At 28.5% G+C, this 19,700-nt stretch carries 18 protein-coding genes; all 18 read left to right on the forward strand.

What is annotated here, in order from left to right:
* The first annotated feature begins 311 nt into the window (after positions 1–311).
* Positions 312–1,652: a L,D-transpeptidase gene (locus ACRC03_RS14800; protein ID WP_438653359.1), complete on the forward strand. Its 1,341-nt coding sequence runs from the start codon at positions 312–314 to the stop codon at positions 1,650–1,652.
* Between the two features lie 232 nt (positions 1,653–1,884).
* Positions 1,885–2,661: a tyrosine-protein phosphatase gene (locus ACRC03_RS14805; protein WP_438653360.1), complete on the forward strand. Its 777-nt coding sequence runs from the start codon at positions 1,885–1,887 to the stop codon at positions 2,659–2,661.
* 169 nt (positions 2,662–2,830) lie between these two features.
* A complete protein-coding gene (locus tag ACRC03_RS14810; RefSeq protein ID WP_438653361.1) occupies positions 2,831–3,541 on the forward strand; it encodes a hypothetical protein in 711 nt (236 codons plus the stop codon).
* 26 nt (positions 3,542–3,567) lie between these two features.
* Positions 3,568–4,275: a stalk domain-containing protein gene (locus ACRC03_RS14815; protein WP_438653362.1), complete on the forward strand. Its 708-nt coding sequence runs from the start codon at positions 3,568–3,570 to the stop codon at positions 4,273–4,275.
* 152 nt (positions 4,276–4,427) lie between these two features.
* Positions 4,428–5,105 carry a YveK family protein gene (locus tag ACRC03_RS14820; RefSeq protein WP_438653363.1) on the forward strand — a complete coding sequence of 226 codons (678 nt, stop codon included), beginning with the start codon at positions 4,428–4,430 and terminating at the stop codon, positions 5,103–5,105.
* Between the two features lie 11 nt (positions 5,106–5,116).
* On the forward strand, positions 5,117–5,827 hold the full coding sequence (locus ACRC03_RS14825) for a CpsD/CapB family tyrosine-protein kinase (protein ID WP_438653364.1): 711 nt from the start codon (positions 5,117–5,119) through the stop codon (positions 5,825–5,827).
* A 33-nt stretch (positions 5,828–5,860) separates the two neighbouring features.
* Positions 5,861–7,771, forward strand: a complete 1,911-nt coding sequence (locus ACRC03_RS14830; protein WP_438653365.1) for a polysaccharide biosynthesis protein — start codon at positions 5,861–5,863, stop codon at positions 7,769–7,771.
* On the forward strand, positions 7,762–8,985 hold the full coding sequence (locus ACRC03_RS14835; protein WP_438653366.1) for a DegT/DnrJ/EryC1/StrS family aminotransferase: 1,224 nt from the start codon (positions 7,762–7,764) through the stop codon (positions 8,983–8,985). Before ACRC03_RS14830 ends, ACRC03_RS14835 begins: the two co-directional genes overlap by 10 nt.
* Before the next feature lie 20 nt (positions 8,986–9,005).
* A complete protein-coding gene (locus ACRC03_RS14840; RefSeq protein ID WP_438653367.1) occupies positions 9,006–9,656 on the forward strand; it encodes a sugar transferase in 651 nt (216 codons plus the stop codon).
* A 27-nt stretch (positions 9,657–9,683) separates the two neighbouring features.
* Positions 9,684–10,205 (forward strand): GNAT family N-acetyltransferase, encoded by a 522-nt coding sequence (locus tag ACRC03_RS14845; protein WP_438653368.1) that lies wholly within the window; start codon positions 9,684–9,686, stop codon positions 10,203–10,205.
* Between the two features lie 21 nt (positions 10,206–10,226).
* Positions 10,227–11,408: an ATP-grasp domain-containing protein gene (locus ACRC03_RS14850; RefSeq protein ID WP_438653369.1), complete on the forward strand. Its 1,182-nt coding sequence runs from the start codon at positions 10,227–10,229 to the stop codon at positions 11,406–11,408.
* A gap of 20 nt (positions 11,409–11,428) precedes the next feature.
* Positions 11,429–12,553 (forward strand): glycosyltransferase family 4 protein, encoded by a 1,125-nt coding sequence (locus ACRC03_RS14855; protein ID WP_438653370.1) that lies wholly within the window; start codon positions 11,429–11,431, stop codon positions 12,551–12,553.
* A 40-nt stretch (positions 12,554–12,593) separates the two neighbouring features.
* Entirely contained in the window at positions 12,594–13,628 is a 1,035-nt protein-coding gene (locus ACRC03_RS14860; RefSeq protein ID WP_438653371.1) for a glycosyltransferase, read from the forward strand.
* A gap of 86 nt (positions 13,629–13,714) precedes the next feature.
* The gene (locus tag ACRC03_RS14865) at positions 13,715–15,019 is read left to right on the forward strand and encodes an O-antigen ligase family protein (RefSeq protein WP_438653372.1); all 1,305 of its coding nucleotides are present in this window, start codon (positions 13,715–13,717) and stop codon (positions 15,017–15,019) included.
* Entirely contained in the window at positions 15,009–15,488 is a 480-nt protein-coding gene (locus ACRC03_RS14870) for a serine O-acetyltransferase (RefSeq protein ID WP_438653373.1), read from the forward strand. Before ACRC03_RS14865 ends, ACRC03_RS14870 begins: the two co-directional genes overlap by 11 nt.
* An 83-nt stretch (positions 15,489–15,571) precedes the next feature.
* Entirely contained in the window at positions 15,572–16,678 is a 1,107-nt protein-coding gene (locus ACRC03_RS14875) for a glycosyltransferase (protein ID WP_438653374.1), read from the forward strand.
* 26 nt (positions 16,679–16,704) lie between these two features.
* Complete coding sequence (locus ACRC03_RS14880; protein WP_438653375.1) at positions 16,705–17,871, forward strand: nucleotide sugar dehydrogenase; 1,167 nt, start codon at positions 16,705–16,707, stop codon at positions 17,869–17,871.
* 86 nt (positions 17,872–17,957) lie between these two features.
* Positions 17,958–19,496: a murein biosynthesis integral membrane protein MurJ gene (murJ, locus tag ACRC03_RS14885; protein WP_438653376.1), complete on the forward strand. Its 1,539-nt coding sequence runs from the start codon at positions 17,958–17,960 to the stop codon at positions 19,494–19,496.
* Positions 19,497–19,700 lie beyond the last annotated feature (204 nt).

Raw genomic sequence — 19,700 nt, forward strand, 5'->3', positions numbered from 1 at the left:
TCGCTATATTATTTTATTGAGTTTGGGTAAAAATAGGGATTTAAGCATAACTAAAATAATTAAAGAAAAGCAGGAAGAAGCCCAAAAAAGAGAATTTTTTCAGGCTTCTTAATCATATGAACTTTTGACTGTGCAGTAATATGTAAAAAAGATAAAAAAACAGATAATACTATACTATAAAATCTCATAACTTTCACAAAAAAAAGAATATAAGTATTAAAATGTTGAAAACACACACAATTACAAAGAATAAAACTAAAGGAAAACAGCCCCTTAGCATCTAAATGTATTTAAGTGAAGGGGTGGAAAATATGAACAAAAAAATAAAGAAATATCAAATCGTAATACTAATATTACTTATGATAATAGGTATATCAATACCTACAATGCCATACGTAGAAGCAGCGAGTAATCAATTACTAATAATAAATACCAGAACCAATAAAATGGGTTATTTTGTGAATAATAAATTAGTGAAAGAATTTGCCGTTGCAACAGGAAAAGCAAGTACACCAACACCAACAGGAAAATCAGTGATAGTAAACAAAATAATAAATAGACCTTACTACAAACTAGGAATACCAGGAGGTAGCCCTAGAAATCCATTAGGAAATAGATGGCTAGGGTTAAAAATTAGAGGAACTTATGGTTCAACTTATGCAATACATGGGAATAACAACGAAAGCTCAATAGGAAAGCACATATCAGGTGGATGTATTAGAATGCATAACTCAGAAGTAAGATGGTTATTTGATAGAATACCAAAATATAGTGTTGTAATTCTAAAAAATACAAACCAAAGCTATAAGCAAATAGCAGCAGGATATGGGATAAATTTAAATGATAGTGATAAACCAACACCACCTATTAAAAAAGGATGGCAAACAATAAATGGTAAAAAATATTACTATAACGAACAAGGAAAAAAAGTAACAGGCTGGCAAGTAATAAATAAAAATAAATATTACTTCAATAAAGAAGGAGTAATGCAAACAAACTGGCAAGTAATAAATAAAAATAAATACTACTTTAATAAAGAAGGAGCAATGCAAACAAACTGGCAAGTAATAAATAAAAATAAATACTACTTTAATAAAGAAGGAGTAATGCAAACAAACTGGCAAGTAATAAATAAAAATAAATACTACTTTAATAAAGAAGGAGCAATGCAAACAGGCTGGCAAGTAATAAATAAAAATAAATACTACTTCAATAAAGAAGGAGCAATGCAAACAGGCTGGCAAGTAATAAATAAAAATAAATACTACTTTAATAAAGAAGGAGTAATGCAAACAGGCTGGCAAGTAATAAATAAAAATAAATACTACTTCAATAAAGAAGGAGTAATGCAAACAGGCTGGCAAGTAATAAATAAAAATAAATACTACTTCAATAAAGAAGGAGCAATGCAAACAGGCTGGCAAGTAATAAATAAAAATAAATACTACTTCAATAAAGAAGGAGTAATGCAAACAGGCTGGCAAGAAATAAATGGAAATAAATACTACTTCAATAAAGATGGAGTAATGCAAACAGGTTGGCAAGAAATAGATGGAAAAAAATACTACTTCTATGAAGATGGAAAAATGGCAATAAATACAGAAATAGATGGAGTAACATTAGGACCTGATGGAGTAGCTATTACAGAATAAGTAAAATAAAAGGCTATCGCTTAACTAATAATTAATTAGCTATGCGATAGCCTTTAATCTTTTTTAAAGAGTATAAATTTAATTTGCAAATATAGTTGAGATAATATAAAATTAGGAAAGATAGAGAGTAACATATGCTAATAGAAGAAACTAAAGAGAAGAGAGATATCTTCTCTTTTTGATTAATATAAATAAAACATAAAAAACTAATGTAAAAAATGGAGGAGAAGGTATGATAGATATACATTGTCACATATTGCCTGTAGATGATGGAGCCAAAAGCATAGATGACGCAATAGAGATGGCCAGAATAGCACAGGAAGATGGCATAAAAAAAATAATAAACACATCGCATTTTAACCCAGACTTTGAATACGTAAGTGGAGAAGAATTAAAAACAGAACTAGAAAAATTAAACAAAATATTAAGAGAAAAAAACATAGATGTAGAATTATTATTAGGGAATGAGCTATACTATAATGAAAGTCTATTAGAACATATAAATAGCAATAAAAAAGACTTCTACACACTAAATAACAGCAAGTATATACTACTAGAATTTGCTCCAACTAGATTTCCAGATAATTTAGAAGAAGTAGTATATGAATTTAAATTAAAAGGATACAATGTAATACTAGCTCATGTAGAAAGATACAAAGAAGTGCAACAAAACACAAACATAATAACAAAAGCTATAGAAGAAGGAGCATATATACAAGTAAATGCATCAAGTATACTAAAAAAAGGATCAAAAGCTGCAAGTGAAGTATGTCAGAAATTACTAAAACAAAACTGTGTACACTTAGTTGGTAGTGATGCTCATGGAGCTAATAATAGACGCCCGCAACTTAGACAAGCATATTCATATATAATAGATAACTATGGAGAAGAAAATGCTGAAATACTATTTTCTCAAAATCCTAAAAACCTTTTAGAAGATACAGCACTATCTGATATGAAACTGTATAGAACGAAGAGAACATTTTGGAATAAATTATTTAAATATTAAAAACAAAAGATACTATTTTTCTAAGGAAAAATAGTATCTTTTGTTTTTAATATTTAAAATTATAACAAACTTGTAAAATGTTGGTAAAAAATATAGAATATATAGTGAATGTGTATAAAAAGTAAATAAATCTGACTAGACAACTAAGCACATAATGTAGGAGGTAAAAGTGAAAATTAATAAAAAAGAAAAAAAAATAGTAATAATTTCGATACTTATAACAGGGATGATAGTGGCTGGATTTACACTATCCCAAGGGAATTTAAAAAGTAAAGAGGATAATTATGCATCTTTGAACGATACATCAACGATAGATAAATATAAAGTAAACGAAGATGAGTATGAAATAATAAACAAAGATGAAGAAACTAATATATTTACAATATATGCAAAAAGAAAATTCAATTCTAAAGAAATGGCATACATAACAAATCAATTAATACAAAATAACGAAAACATGGATGAAAAATATGAAATATACATATTTGATGAAATAGAAATAGCTAAAAATTTTAATGGAGAGGTAGAAACGGTACAAACCAAAATAGTGCCTTCGAGTAACAACAAAATCCAAATACAAAACCACTATAGTGTAGAAATAGAAGAAGATATAATACCAAAAGACTACAAAATATATAACATTGAAGAAAATAACGATACAACAAAAATAGAAATGATAATAAAGGGCTTAAAGGATCCAAGGGAAGCTATATCACAAATTAGATTTATAGGAAGTGTAATAAGAAATGAAAATCCTAACAAAAACTTAGGAACATTAAATATAGTTGCATACACAAACAGTGACAAACAAGAAAGCTTTGAATATGATGGACAATATAAAACTAAAATAATAAATAATGTATATGAAAAAATAAAGTAAATAATAAGGTATAATTAGGGGGAATTATGAAAAAAAAATATGCAATTATCACAGCACTAGCTCTTTCCATAAGCACATCAATAATATATGCAGATGTAGAAATATATCAAAAAAATAACAATAAATACACCAGTATAGAAGAAATAGCAGACAAACTAGACATGAAATTAACAGCTATCGAAAATAAAATAATACTTCAAAAATACAACAAAAGCATAGTAATAGATACAAATGAAACTTTTGCAAAAATTGGAGAAAAATATGTGGCAATAGATACTGAAGTAATTAATGGATATGTTGTGCCAAAAGATACAGATATAATAATTGAAAAAAATAAGACATATATACCACTAGCATTTGTTGAAAATAACAAAATTATTGATGAATTACCTCAAAATGAAGAAAAAACAGAAATACAAAATAATAATTCTGAAGAAGATGATGATAGGTATACTCCACCTACATCAAGTACAAGACCACCAACAGGAGGAAATAGACCATCAACAGGTGGTGGTAGCAATGATTCAAATAATAGCAATGACTCAAACGATGGAGAAGATAATAACTCAGGAGAAAATGAAGAAAACCAAGGAAATGGATCAGAAGAAAATGAAGAAAACCAAGGAAATGGATCAGAAGAAAATGAAGAAAACCCAGGTGAAGGGTCAAACGACAACAATCAAAATTCAGGAAACAATAATTCAGATAATATAGAACCTGATGAGCAAGAGTAAAAAAACTAATTTTATCCAAAAATGTATAATAATGTCGAAAGCATATACACTAAAAGGATTATATGTTAAAATAATTTTCGTCATTAATGATAGTAAAAATAATTAAAAATAAATAATATCATCAAATATCAACAAAGAATTAGGAGGAAGAAATGGAAGAAACAATAGACTTAAAAGAATATATTGCAATAATAAGGAAAAAATCTCCTATAATTGCAATAATAACAGTAGTAGCAATAGCAGTAAGTGCAGCAATAAGCTTTTTCTTACTAAGTCCAGTATACCAATCCAAAACAACATTAATAGTTAGTACCAATCAACCAACAGAACAACAACAAGTAGTGACAGGAGATCAACTAAACGTTACACAAAAACTAGCTATAACATATGGAGAAATAATAAAATCTAGAACAGTACTAGAGCCAGTAATAGAACAATTAAACTTAGACTTAACATATGAAGAAATAGCAAATAAAATCACAGTGTCACCAGTAAAAGATACTCAAATAATAAGCATAAGTGTAGAGGATACAAATCCTAAAAAAGCACAGGATATAGCAAATGCAATACCAGGTATATTCACAGCTGAAGCAAAAAGAATAACAAATGCAAATAGCGTAGAAGTAATAGATGCAGCAGTAGAACCAGTAAATCCTATCAAGCCGAACAAAGTAATGAATGTGGCTATAGCGGCAGTACTAGGAGCAATGATAGGATTATTTGTAGTGTTTGTAATAGAATATATGGACAAAAAAATAAAAACACCACAAGATATAGAAAAACACTTAGGACTACCTCTACTTGGTGTAGTACCTTATGAAAATATATAAGGGGGCAAGACATGAAAAAACTAATAAGCATAAAAGAACCCAAATCCCCTGTATCTGAAAGTTATAGAGGAATAAGAACAAATATAGAATTTTCTAATTTAGATGAAGAAATAAAAGTAATAACAGTAACAAGCTCAAAACAAAATGAAGGTAAGTCTACAGTAATGGCAAACCTAGCAGTGAGTTTTGCAAATTTAGAAAAGAAAGTATTGATATTAGATGGAGATTTAAGAAATCCTTCTGTTCACAGAATGTTTGGTGTTAGTAATGCACGAGGGGTTACAGATTTATTGGTAGATAATAAAGATTTTATAGAATGTGTGTGTAGTACAGAAATCAAAAACCTTCATGTATTAACAGCTGGTAAGATACCGCCAAACCCATCTGAGATGCTATCATCAAAAAAGATGAGGGCTTTTGTAGAGAGTTTGAAACATCATTATGATTATATATTTATAGATGCACCACCAATAGGTATTATAACTGATGCAGGTATAATATCTACATATAGTGATGGATGTGTGTTGGTCGCTGCAGCAGGCGAAGCTGATATAGATATGGTGAAGATGGCTAAGGAAAGATTAGATAAGGTCAATGCAAATATATTAGGGGTAGTACTGAACAAGTACAAGCCCGAAGGTGCAGCTAGTGATTATTATAACTATTACTATCAGCAAGAAGAAGTAGCTCATAAGGGTAGAAGAGCTAAGAAAAAGAAGTAACTTAAACTAAATTGAGTATAAGAAGGGGAGAAAATGGAACAACAACAACAACCCCAGCAAAGTGTATTAGAAAAAGTACTAAGTTCATATAAGGTAAGACAGATAACACTATGGATAATAGACATGTGCAGTGTATTGATATCTATACTAATAGCCCAAAAACTAACAGGACTGCTAGAAATAGAACCAACAAGTAGCATTATATTAGCAGTAGTTACATACCTAGCACTACATACATTATCCTTTACAATTTTCAAATGCTACTCAAGTCTATGGAGATATGCAGGAGAAGAAGAAATGGTATCCATAGTAGTAGCATGTATCATATATGTACTTCCATTATATCTTATACACAAATATACGGGGAATGACTATCCAATCTTGTTTTATATAGTAAGTACTATACTAGTAGTAGCTTTTACAGGAGGAATAAGATTAACATACAGAACAGGAAGAAGAATCAGAAAAAGAACACTACCTAGAGAAGGCAATACTAGAGTATTAGTAGTAGGTGCAGGAAATGCTGGTGAAATGATCATCAACGAATTAAAAGAAAACCCACAACTAGGGAAAATTCCAGTAGGGATAATAGATGACGATGTAAATAAATTAGGTAGAAGAATACATAATGTAAAAATACTAGGAAAAACAAAAGATATAAAAGAAATAGTAAAGGAACATGACATAGACGAAATTATATTAGCGATGGCTAATCTAGACAATGAAAGAAAAAAAGTAATCATAGAAAAATGTAAATCTACAAAATGCAAAGTGAAAACTATACCAGGGGTATATGAAATCATAGATGGTAAAGTAGATATAAAGAAAATTAGAGATGTAGATATAGAAGATCTGCTAGGTAGAGAACCTATCAAAGTAAACCTAGGAGAAATAAGCGAATACATTCAAAATAAAGTAGTACTAGTTACAGGAGGAGGAGGAAGTATAGGAAGCGAACTATGCAGACAAATAGCAGGATTCAATCCAAAACACCTAATAATACTAGACAACTACGAAAATAATGCTTATGCAATACAGCAAGAACTAATTAGAAAACATGGGGATGAGTTGAAGCTAAGTACTATAATAGCATCAGTAAGAGAAAAAGTAAGATTAGAAGAAATCTTCAAAGAATATCTACCAGAAGTAGTATTCCATGCAGCAGCACACAAGCATGTACCATTAATGGAAAATAGTCCAACAGAAGCTATTAAGAACAACATATTTGGAACAAAAAATGTAGCAGAACTAGCTGATGAATATAGAACAAAAAGATTTGTACTAATCTCTACAGACAAAGCAGTAAACCCGACCAATATCATGGGAGCTACTAAAAGAGCCGCTGAAATGGTAATACAGACCTTAAATGAAAAAAGTGAAACAGAGTACGTAGCAGTGAGATTTGGCAATGTACTTGGAAGTAATGGGAGTGTAATTCCACTTTTTAAAAATCAAATTGCTGAAGGTGGACCTATAACTATTACCCATCCGGATATTATTAGATACTTTATGACTATACCTGAGGCAGTACAGCTAGTGATACAGGCTGGAGCTATGGCATGTGGTGGAGAGATATTTATACTGGATATGGGAGAACCAGTAAAAATAGTAGACCTTGCTAATAACCTAATCAGTCTGAGTGGATTTGAGCCAAATAGAGATATCAAAATAAAGTACACAGGACTAAGACCTGGGGAGAAGTTGTATGAAGAACTTCTTATGGCGGAAGAAGGTATAACGAAAACAGATAACAAGAAGATATTTATAGGTAATCCTTTAGATATTAATACGGATGTTATGGGAAAAAATTTAGAGATTTTAGATAAAATTATAGAAAAAGAAGATGTAGAGCTTATAGATAGTGTAATGAGAGAGTTTGTTAATACTTATATAAGTCCAGAAGAAGCAAATAACAGAAGGGATAAAGAATTAGTATGTCAGTAGATGTAAAAGAAAGAGTAAATATACCTTTTTCACCACCAGATATAACTGATGTTGAGATAAATAACGTTGTAGAAGTCCTAAAATCAGGATGGATAACAACAGGACCTAAAACAAAAGAATTTGAAAGACAAATAGCAGGCTATTGTAATACAAATAGAGCTATATGCCTAAACTCTGCAACAGCAGGAATGGAAATGACACTTAGAGTTCTTGGAATAGGTGAAGGTGATGAAGTAATAACAAGTGCCTATACTTATACAGCATCAGCAAGTATTATACACCATGTAGGAGCAAAAATAGTATTAGTAGATACTGCAAAAGATTCATTCCAAATGGACTATAACAAATTAGCAGAAGCAATTACAGAAAAAACAAAAGCTATAATACCAGTAGATTTAGCTGGATTAATGTGTGACTATGACAAGATACTTGAAGTAGTCAATTCAAAAAAGAACTTATTTAAATCAAATAATAACATACAAGAAGCTATGGGAAGAGTAGCAGTATTAGCAGATGGAGCACATTCATTTGGAGCTAGTCAAAAAGGTAAAATGAGTGGAAGTGTAGCAGACTTTACAAGTTTTTCATTCCATGCAGTTAAAAACCTTACAACAGCAGAAGGTGGAGCAGTTACTTGGAGAAGTATAGATGGAATTGACGATGAAGATATATACAAGATATACAACACTTTATCACTTCATGGTCAAACAAAAGATGCTCTAGCTAAGACTAAGATAGGATCTTGGGAATATGATATAGTTGAGCCTGCATATAAGTGTAACATGACTGATATTATGGCTGCTATAGGACTTGGACAATTAAGTAGATATGAAGGTTTATTAAATTATAGAAAAGCAATTATAAATAGATATAATGAATTACTTAATGATGTAGATGGAGTAGAAGTATTAAGACACTATACTGATGAAAATACATCAAGTGGGCATTTATATCTTATAAGGCTTACCGGAAAAGATGAATCATTTAGAAATGAAGTTATAACTAAGATGGCAGAGCAAGGTATAGCTACTAATGTTCATTACAAACCATTGCCACTATTAACAGCATATAAGAACTTAGGATTTAAGATAGAAAATTATCCTAATGCGTTCGATATGTACAGAAATGAGATTACATTACCTTTAAATACATTAATAAGTTTAGAACAAGTTGAGTATGTAGTTGAAAATTTAAAGATAGCTATAAATAAATAGAGATTTAATGGAGGTGTTTTATGTTTATAAAACATATGCTAGATAAAGTATTTGGAATAATACTTTTGATTTTATTATCTCCGATACTAATAATACTAATATTAGCAGTAAAATTAGATAGTAAAGGGCCAGTAATATTTAAACAAAAAAGATTAGGTAAAGATGGAGATACGTTTGAAATATATAAATTTAGAACTATGCACGTAGATGCTCCTGATTTAAGGAATGAAGATGGATCTACATTTAATAGTGATGATGATCCAAGAGTAACTAAAGTAGGTAAAATAATGAGGAAAACAAGTTTAGATGAATTGCCTCAAATAATAAATGTTATAAATGGTGAAATGAGTTTTGTAGGTCCAAGACCAGATTTACCAGAACAATTAGAAAGATATATGGAATTTGAAAGACGTAAATTAAATGTTAGGCCAGGAATAACTGGATATAGCCAAGCATATTTTAGAAATTCTATAGTGGCAGAAGAAAAATTTAAAAATGATGTTTTTTATGTTGATAACTATAGCATTATATTAGATTTGAAAATCTTAATAGCGACAGTTACGAGTGTACTATTTAATAAGAATATAAATAATAACGGTTACTATACTATGAAAGATATAGATACAGAAGTGAATCAAACAGACAATTTTGAAAAAATAACTAATAAGTAATAGGAATTAAGATTGGGAGAGTGTAAATTGATACTAGCAAAAGATATAAAATTAAGAGCATTGAATAGCGAAGATAAAGTTAAAATTTTGAGCTGGGCTAACGATCCTGATATAAAGATATTAACCGGAGGTATATTTCCGGTATCAGAGATAGAGCATCAAAGATGGTTTGAATCAAGAGTGGTAGAACCTATAAATAAGACATTTGGAATTGAAACTAATGAAAACTCAGAAATAATAGGTATTATAGGTTTGAAAGAGACAGACTTAATTAATAGAAGTTCTGAATTATATATATATATTGGAAATAAACAATATTGGGGAAAAGGATATGGTACACAGGCAGTTTCAAGATTAGTTGAATTCTGCTTTGATGAACTTAATTTAAATAGAATTTGTTTGTATGTATTTGATTATAATGAAAGAGCTATAGCATCATATAAAAAGGTCGGATTCAAAGTAGAGGGTATTTTAAGGCAAAGTTTATATAAAAAAGGAAAATATCACAATAAAGTATTGATGTCTGTTTTAAGAGAAGATTTAAAATAAAAGATAAGATAGGTAGGAAATATGAAAAAGTTAATTATTTTAGGTGCAAGCATATTACAAGTACCAGCCATAAAAAAAGCTAAAGAAATGGGATTGTATGTGATTGCATTAGATATGGACCCTGATGCTATAGGATTTAAATATGCACATGAGTATCATATTATAAGTACAATAGATATAGATGGAGTATTAGAGCTAGCAAAAAAGATAAAACCTGATGGAATTATGACTCTAGCTTCAGATAAGCCTATGCTCACTGTAGCAAAAGTAGGAGAGGAATTAGGATTAAATACTATATCAACTGAAACATCAGTAAAAGTAACTAATAAAGCTAGAATGAGAGAAGCACTACAGAAAAGAAATGTACCTATACCAAAATTTAGAGTAGTGAATAATAGAGAGGAGTACTTAGAGGGTATATCACAATTTAATAATAAATTTATAGTGAAACCAGCTGATAGCTCTGGAAGTAGAGGTATATTTTTAGTGGAAAATATTGAGCAAGCTGAGGAAGCATACGAATATAGCTTAAGATACTCTTCTACAGGAGAAGTACTAATAGAAGAATATATGGAAGGGCCAGAGGTTAGTGTAGAGTGTATTACGGTAGATGGTGAGACTGAAGTAATAGCTATAACTGATAAATATACAACTGGTTCTCCTCATTTTATAGAATTAGGACATAATATACCAAGTATATTGAGTGAAGATATAAAAAAAGATATTAAAATTACTACAAAAAAAGCTATAAAAGCTTTAGGAATAGAGGTAGGACCTTCTCATACTGAAATAAAGGTTACATCTAAAGGCGCTAAAATAGTAGAAGTAGGAGCGAGACTTGGTGGAGATAATATAACTACGCACCTTGTACCACTTGCTACAGGTATAGATATTGTAGAAAAATCAATTAAGGTATCTATTGGGAGGAGCACTACAAAAAAACAACGTATAAATGAGGCAGCTGCAATTAGATATATGACAGTAGATAATGGTACGATTAAGGGAATTTTTGGATTAGAATCTGCTATCAAGATTAAAGGTGTACAAGAAATAAAAATAACTAAAGGTATTGGAGAAAAAATAGAATACTTTTCTAGTAGTACAGATAGAGTTGGGTTTATTATATGTAAAGCTAATAATGTAGATAATGCATTAAAATTATGTAAAGAAGTAGAGAAAATTATAAAAATAAAAGTTATTTAAAAAGATAGGAGAATTAGAGTATGGCTAGAGTTTTAGTAACTGCTCATCTTGGAAGGCACTTTAGAATATTTGGACAAAGTGATTATAAAGTACTATTAAAGATGGGTCATGAGGTTCATATTGCAGCTAATTTTAATAGTGAAGTAGACCAGTTTGAGAATTCAGATGTTATAAAACATCAGATTGATTTTGATAGAAATCCATTTAGCAAACAAAATTTAAAAGCATTTAACCAGTTAAAAGAGTTATTTAAACAACAAAAATTTGATTTAATACATTGTCAATCTCCATCGGGAGGTGCAATTACAAGATTAGCAGCTAAAGAAACTAGAGGAAAAGGAACTAAGATATTATATACAGCTCATGGTTTACATTTCTTTGAGGGAGCGCCTGGTAAAAATTGGATTATGTATTATAACTTTGAAAAGTTCCTTGCAAAGTACACAGATTGTATTATTACTATTAATGAGGAAGATTATAATTCAGCAAAAGAAAAGCTTAGAATTAAGGATGTAGAACATGTACATGGGGTAGGTATTGATTTAGATAAGTTTACACCTCAAACTAGTGAAAAGAAAATGTCACTTAGAAAAAAATATGGATATAATGAAGATGATTTTATTGTAATATATGTTGGAGAATTGAGCAACAGAAAAAATCAAAATATGGCTATAGATGGTATAAATAATTTGAAGCATAGAATACCGAATATAAAGTTATTATTAGTAGGAACTGGCAATCTAAAAAATGATTATGAAGAAAAAGTTAATAAATTAGCGATACAAAATCATATTCAATTTTTAGGATATAGAAAAGATATATCAAATCTAATGGCATTATCAGATATTTGTATTTCTACTTCAAGACAAGAAGGGCTTCCTGTAAATATAATGGAAGCAATGGCAACGGAACTTCCTTTAGTAGTTACAAATTGTAGAGGTAATAGAGATTTAGTAAAAAATGATTATAATGGTTATGTAATTGATATTGATAATGTAGATGAATTAAGTTTATCAATAAATAACATATTTGAATCAAATGAAATAATAGAGTTATTTTCAACCAATAATAAACTTACTATAAAAAGATACTCTATTGAAAATATAGAAAAAGAAATGAATAAAGTATATACAAAATATATTTAGTTTATATCAAAAATAAAAGTATAGGAGATGATATTGAAATATGAAAAAAAGAGTATTACATTTGCTTTCAAGTAATTCACTCTCTGGAGCCGAGAGTGTAGCTATTAATATAATTAAATCATTGGAAGATGAATATGAATTTGTATATGTATCTCCTAAAGGTCAAATAGAATATGCGCTAAAAGAAAAAAAGATAAACTATATACCATTAGATAATATAAGTCCATATAGTTTAAATAAATTATTCAATGAATGGAAACCAGATGTAGTACATGCTCATGATTTTAGGGCTAGTATAAAAACTGCTTTGAGTTTATATAAATGTAAGAAAATATCTCATCTACATCAAAATCCTTCATGGATAAAGTATATAAATAAATATTCTATTGCTTACACATCAACGTGTTTTGCTTATGATAATATACTAACAGTATCATCGCAAATTAGAGAAGAAGCTATTTTTTCTAAGTTAGTAAAAAATAAAATAAAAAAATTAGAAAACTGTATTAATAGAGATGATGTTATCAGAAAATCAAAACTTGATGATAATAACGATATATATGATGTTGTATATATTGGAAGATTAGCAGAGGAGAAGGACCCACTAAGATTTATAAAAATAATAAAGGAAGTTAAAAATTCAAAACCTAATATAAAAGTTGCTTTGGTAGGTGAGGGATTATTATTAAGTGAATGTGAAACCTTGATACAAAAATTTAAATTAGAGTCAAATATTGAAATGTTAGGTTTTTTAAATAATCCATATAGTATAATGAAAAAATCAAAAATATTAGTTATGACCTCTAAATGGGAGGGGTTTGGATTAGTTGCAGTAGAAGCTATGATTTTAGGAAAACCAGTATTAGCTTCACCGGTAGGAGGATTAAAGTCGATAGTTACGCAAGATTTTGGTGGGCTATGTTCAACAAATGATGAGTATGTAAACAGAATAACTAATTTATTAATAAATTTAGATGAATATGAAATTAAATCGAAAAATGCTACACAATACTCTAAAAAATTTACAGATATAGATAGATATAAAAGTGAATTAAGACAGATATATATTGGATAATGACAATTCAGTTATATTTAGGCTTTTATTAAAAAATATAATGATCACGATTAATTTATTGATAAAAATATGAACGAGGTAAAGCTATGAATCAGAAAAAGACTGAAAAAAAATTAGAAGAACTGTTAATTATGTTTATCTATAGCATATGTATTTTATTCGCAAAATCAATCAATTCCATATTAATATTTGCTTTAGGTATTATATTAATTACCTACTTCTTTAAAAAGTTCAAAAAAGATTACAATAATGAAGAAGCGTTAGTTTTAATAATGTGCATATTAATGCCAACCTCTTTCGTATCAATATTAGGTACTAATTATGGAAAGTTGCCTATTACTTGGTTTCATATCATAACTTTAATTTTACTAATTATATTAGTAAAAGATAGGTTTAGAGTAGGGCCATCGTTAATAATAATTATGTTATTCAGTATTTTTTGTGTAGCTAGTTTGTTTATATCTAATAATATTTTTAATGCATTAAAGCAGATTATGACAATATTTATATTCATGTTATCATTTTTTATAGGAGAACAGTTTGTATATAAATGTAATATTAAATTAGAAAAAAAAATGAAATATTACTATTATATAAATATATATATTTTCGTGATTATGATTTTCATACAAAAAATATTTTATGAAAACTTATTTGTTAAAATTGGTTACACTGAGGTATACGCAAATAGAATAGTTTATGCTGCGTATATGAGTGATTTTAGTTTTTCAAATTTATATGTAGCTACAGGGGCTTTATTATTATTAATAGACTTTATAAGAAATAAAAGAATATCACTTGTTAGGTTTATTATAGGACAATTTATATTAATATCTGGATTAATAGCTATTAATTCTAGAACTGGATTATATGCATTTATAGTTATAGCAGGATTATACTTGATAATTAACTCAATTAGATTAAATTATAAAAGTATGATAATAGCTTTCATAGGAGTTATTACTATTCCATTTATTTTAGAAATAGTATTAGAACTTAGAGGAGGACAAAATTTATTGGATAGCTCTGGAAGAGTAGGAAGCTATATAGAAGCATTAAGAATATTTTCACAAAGGCCATTAATAGGAATAGGATTTGGAATAGAGCAATTTGTAACTACTTATAATATAGGAGTTCCGCATAATATTATAGTACAATACTTATGTCAAATGGGCATAATTGGAACTACTTTGTTTATATCTATATTTATACAATTTTATAAAAAAGTATATAGATATAATAATGAATATTCATGGATTTTACTTATGATTTTGGTAGGGGCTTTAGCAATACCAGATATACCGAGTTCTAGATTTTTATCTATAATTATAATTATGATTTTTATAAAAGCTAGTGAGAATATATTTAAAGAGGTGAAATATGAAAAATAAAAGAAGAATTTCAGAAATTATATTAAATAAATCTATTAAATCATACAATAGAAATCATGTAATCAGAGCTAAAGCATACAATATTTTACTAAGAATAGTTTTTGCATGTGATATATATTATACTGCTCATATAGATGAGTCTGTTGAATTAATACACAATGGTTTAGGGGTAGTGATACATCCTAAAAGCAAGATAAGTAAAGGGTGTAAGATATATCAAAATGTTACCTTAGGAGGTAATGGTAAAATAGTTAATGGAGAAAAAATAAATTTAGGTGGACCAAAATTAGAAGAAGATGTAACTGTGTTTGCAGGAGCTTGTGTACTAGGACCAATTGTAATTGGTAAGGGCGCAATAGTAGGAGCTAATGCAGTTGTGACGAAAGATGTTCCACCAAATAGTTTAGCAGTAGGAGTACCTGCTGTTGTTAAGCCTTTAAATAATAATTATAATTTTAAAGTATATTAATAATAATTATTATATCATATTAATCAGCCTTAAAGGCTGAATTAATACAACAAGACATCGTTTTAATATAAAGGAGTATTTAAATGGATAAAATTAAAGTATTACATTATACACCAGGTTTTTTATCAGGAGGAATAGAATCTAGATTATTGGATTGGTATAGAAACATAGATAGATCTAATATACAATTTTGCTTAGTAAAATTAAATAATATAGATGATACTCATAATATAAGTGAATTTAAAAGGTTAGGAGGCGAAGTTTATAATTTTCCTTCACTTAATTTGAAAAATTCATTTAAATATATAAAAGAATTAACTAAATTATTTAAAAATAATAAATTTGATGTAGTACATGTACATGATGTGAATTCGGGGATATTTGTTCTTATCATAGCTAAAATCAGTAAAATTAAACTTAGGATATTACATTCTAGAACCACTGATTATTTGCCTAATGAAAAAAATCTACTAATAAAAAAATCTTTGAAAAAATTAGGACCTATTTTTAGTAATAAATTTTTTGCATGCTCAGATGAAGCTGGAATTTGGCTATTTGGTGATAAAAAAAGTAAAGATGTAAAAGTTATTAAAAATGGAATTCAAATTGAAAAGTTTATATTTGATGAAGAAAAAAGAAATAGTATAAGGCAAGAATTAGGGATAAAAGATAAAAAAGTTGTAGGTACAATAAGCAGACTTTCACCACAAAAGAATATAAATTTTTTATTGAAAGTATTCAGTAAAATTTATGAAAAAGACAATAATACAGTTCTTTTGATAGTTGGAGAAGGACAAATGAAACAGGAACTTATAGAAAAAGCTAAATATCTTTCGCTAGAAAATCAAATAATTTTCTTAGGAGAAAAGAATGATGTATGGAATTATTATATGGCTTTTGATTTATTTATATCTACATCATTGTATGAAGGTTTTGGAACTACAGCCATTGAATCTCAAGCTACTGGAACTCCTACCTTATTATCTACAGGTTTTCCAAATGTAGTATGTGTTACTAATATAGTAGAGCGTATAAATTTAGATGATAGTATTGAAAAATGGGCAGAGAGATCTATAAAACTTATGAAAGTAAGAGGTAAAAAAACTATAACCAATGAAATAATTGAAGCTGGTTATAGCGCAGAGCAAGTTGCAAAAAATTTAGAATGTATATATTTAAACATTAAGTAATTATAAGGATAGAAAGGTAAAAAAATATGAAAATAGCTATAACAGGTATTGGTTATGTAGGATTATCTAATGCTATACTACTTGCAGAATCTAATGAAGTAGTAGCAGTAGATATAATACAAGAAAAAGTAGATATGGTAAATAATAAAAAATCTCCAATAGTAGATAATGAGATTGAAGAATATTTAGCAACTAAAGAGTTAAATTTAGTAGCTACAACTGATGTATTTAAAGCATATCAAGGAGCAGATTACGTTGTTATATCTACACCAACAGATTATGATGTAGAAAAGAATTACTTTAATACTAGAACAGTAGAAGCAGTTATAGCTAATGTATTATCTATAAATCCAGATGCTACAATGGTTATAAAGTCAACTGTGCCGGTAGGATATACTGAAAAAGTAAGAGAAATGTTTGATACTGATAATATAATATTTTCACCAGAATTCTTAAGAGAAGGAAAGGCATTATACGATAACCTATATCCTTCAAGAATAATAGTAGGAGAGCAATCAGAAAGAGCAGAAAAATTTGCTAACCTTTTATTAGAAGGTGCAATAAAAAAAGATGTTACAGTTTTATTAACTAATAGTACTGAAGCAGAAGCAGTAAAGCTATTCTCTAATACTTATCTAGCACTAAGAGTTGCATATTTTAACGAATTAGATACGTATGCAGAAATTAGAGGATTAGATACAAAACAGATAATCGAAGGTGTTGGACTAGACCCTAGAATAGGATCTCACTATAATAATCCTTCATTTGGATACGGTGGATATTGTTTACCAAAGGATACTAAACAATTAAGAGCAAATTATGATGATGTACCTAATAATATAATAGGTGCTATAGTTGATGCTAATACAACAAGAAAAGATCATGTAGCAGATATGATAATAAAAAGAAATCCTAAAACTGTAGGTATATATAGATTAACAATGAAAACTAATTCTGATAACTTTAGAGCTTCTTCTGTTCAAGGTATTATGAAGAGAATAAAAGCTAAAGGTATTGAAGTTGTTGTCTATGAGCCTGTTTTAAATGAAGATACTTTCTTTAATTCTAAGGTTATTAAAGATTTTTATGAATTTAAAGAAATATGTGATGTTATAGTATCAAATAGATTATCTAAAGAATTATTTGATGTAGAAGAAAAAGTTTATACAAGAGATTTATTTAATAGAGATTAACTTAGAAATTAAGAGAGTATTTTAAATTAGAGTAATGTATTTACAAAAACTATAAATACATTACTCTAATTTTATAGGAGGAATTTATGAGTAAAGTAGCTAAGGCGACAATAGGACTTATGATAGTTACTATGCTATCTAAAGTTCTTGGTTTTAGTAGAGAGTTAGCATTAACATATGTATACGGAGCAACTGGACCTGCAGATGCATATATAACAGCAGTAAGCATTCCAACAATTTTATTCGCATCTGTGGCAACAGCACTAGCAACAACATTTATACCTATATTTTATGAAGTTGATAAAATAGATGGAAGAGAACGATCTATTAAGTTTACTAATAATGTATTTAACATATTAGTAATTTTAAGTACTATGATTGCTATAATAGGATTTATATTTGCAGAGCCCTTAGTTAAAGTATTTGCAATGAATTTTAGTGGTGAGAAACTGATATTAGCTGTATCATTTACAAGAATAATGATATTTGGATTAATATTTATAGCATTAAGTTATATAATGACTGCTTATTTACAAATAAGTGGAAACTTTACTATACCAGGAATGATAGGTTTTCCCTATAATATATTCATCATAGGCGGAATTATACTAAGTGCTAATGGTAATATAAATATAATGGCGATAGGAACATTAATAGCTATGTCAAGTCAATTTTTATTTCAGTTACCATTTGCAATAAAAAATGGATATAGATATATACCGTATATAAATATCAAAGATCAATATATAAAAAAAATGTTAGGTCTTATAATACCTGTATTTATAGGTGTGGGAGTAAATCAAATAAATTCTATAGTGGATAGAAGTTTAGCATCTACATTAGGTGATGGATTTATAACTATACTAAATAGTGCAAATAGATTAAATGGCTTTGTAGTCGGTATATTTATAGTTACTATTGCATCTGTTATATATCCTGCTTTATCTAAACTATCTAACGATGATGACAAAGAAAAGTTTGTAACATCTGTAGCACAAAGTGTTAACACTGTAGTTCTTTTAATAATACCTATATCTGCTGGTGCTATAGTACTTGCAGAACCTGTAGTCAGAATTGTTTTTGAAAGAGGAGCATTTGATGTAGAAGCTACAAAAATGACAGCTATTGCACTTGCTTGTTATTCTATAGGTATGATAGCGGTTGGACTTAGAGAAATATTAAATAAGGTATTTTATTCTCTGCAAGATACTAAGACTCCTATGATTAATGGGGCTTTAGCTATGGGAATGAATATCGTATTAAATATTATATTGATAAAGTATTTAGGACATGCGGGTCTTGCTTTAGCAACTAGTATATCAGCATTGATTTGTATAGTGTTGCTGTTTAGAAGTCTTAAGAAAAAGATTGGTTATTTTGGACAAGATAAGATATTAAATACTATGGTTAAGTCATTAATAGCTGCAGTTTGTATGGGAATTGTTACAATGCTAACTTATAAGTTGTTATCTAATGTTTTAGATGTAGGATTTATACAAGAGGCAGTTTCATTATTTGGATCTATAGGATTAGGTGCTATAGTTTATACAGGTTTAGTAGTATTGTTGAAAGTAGAAGAGGTAAATATTGTAGTGAATATGGTTAAGAGTAAGTTAAATAGATAGCAATCCAAGTCACAGATTACTTGGATAGGACGCCCGGCAGGCTGTGCGAAAATCAACTTTTAAAGATTTAATTTTGAGCTAAATTGTAAAATATATAATCTAGCTCAATTTTCAATCTATATAAAATAGCACAAAGAGAGGCTATTATCTCTTTAACCCCTAAGATATTTATTAGCAAGCCAAGTCACAGGTTCCTTGGCAAGG

Origin of the sequence: Romboutsia sp., from assembly GCF_051659545.1 — a bacterium.
In the GTDB taxonomy this organism is placed as follows: Bacteria; Bacillota; Clostridia; order Peptostreptococcales; family Peptostreptococcaceae; genus JBOFOR01.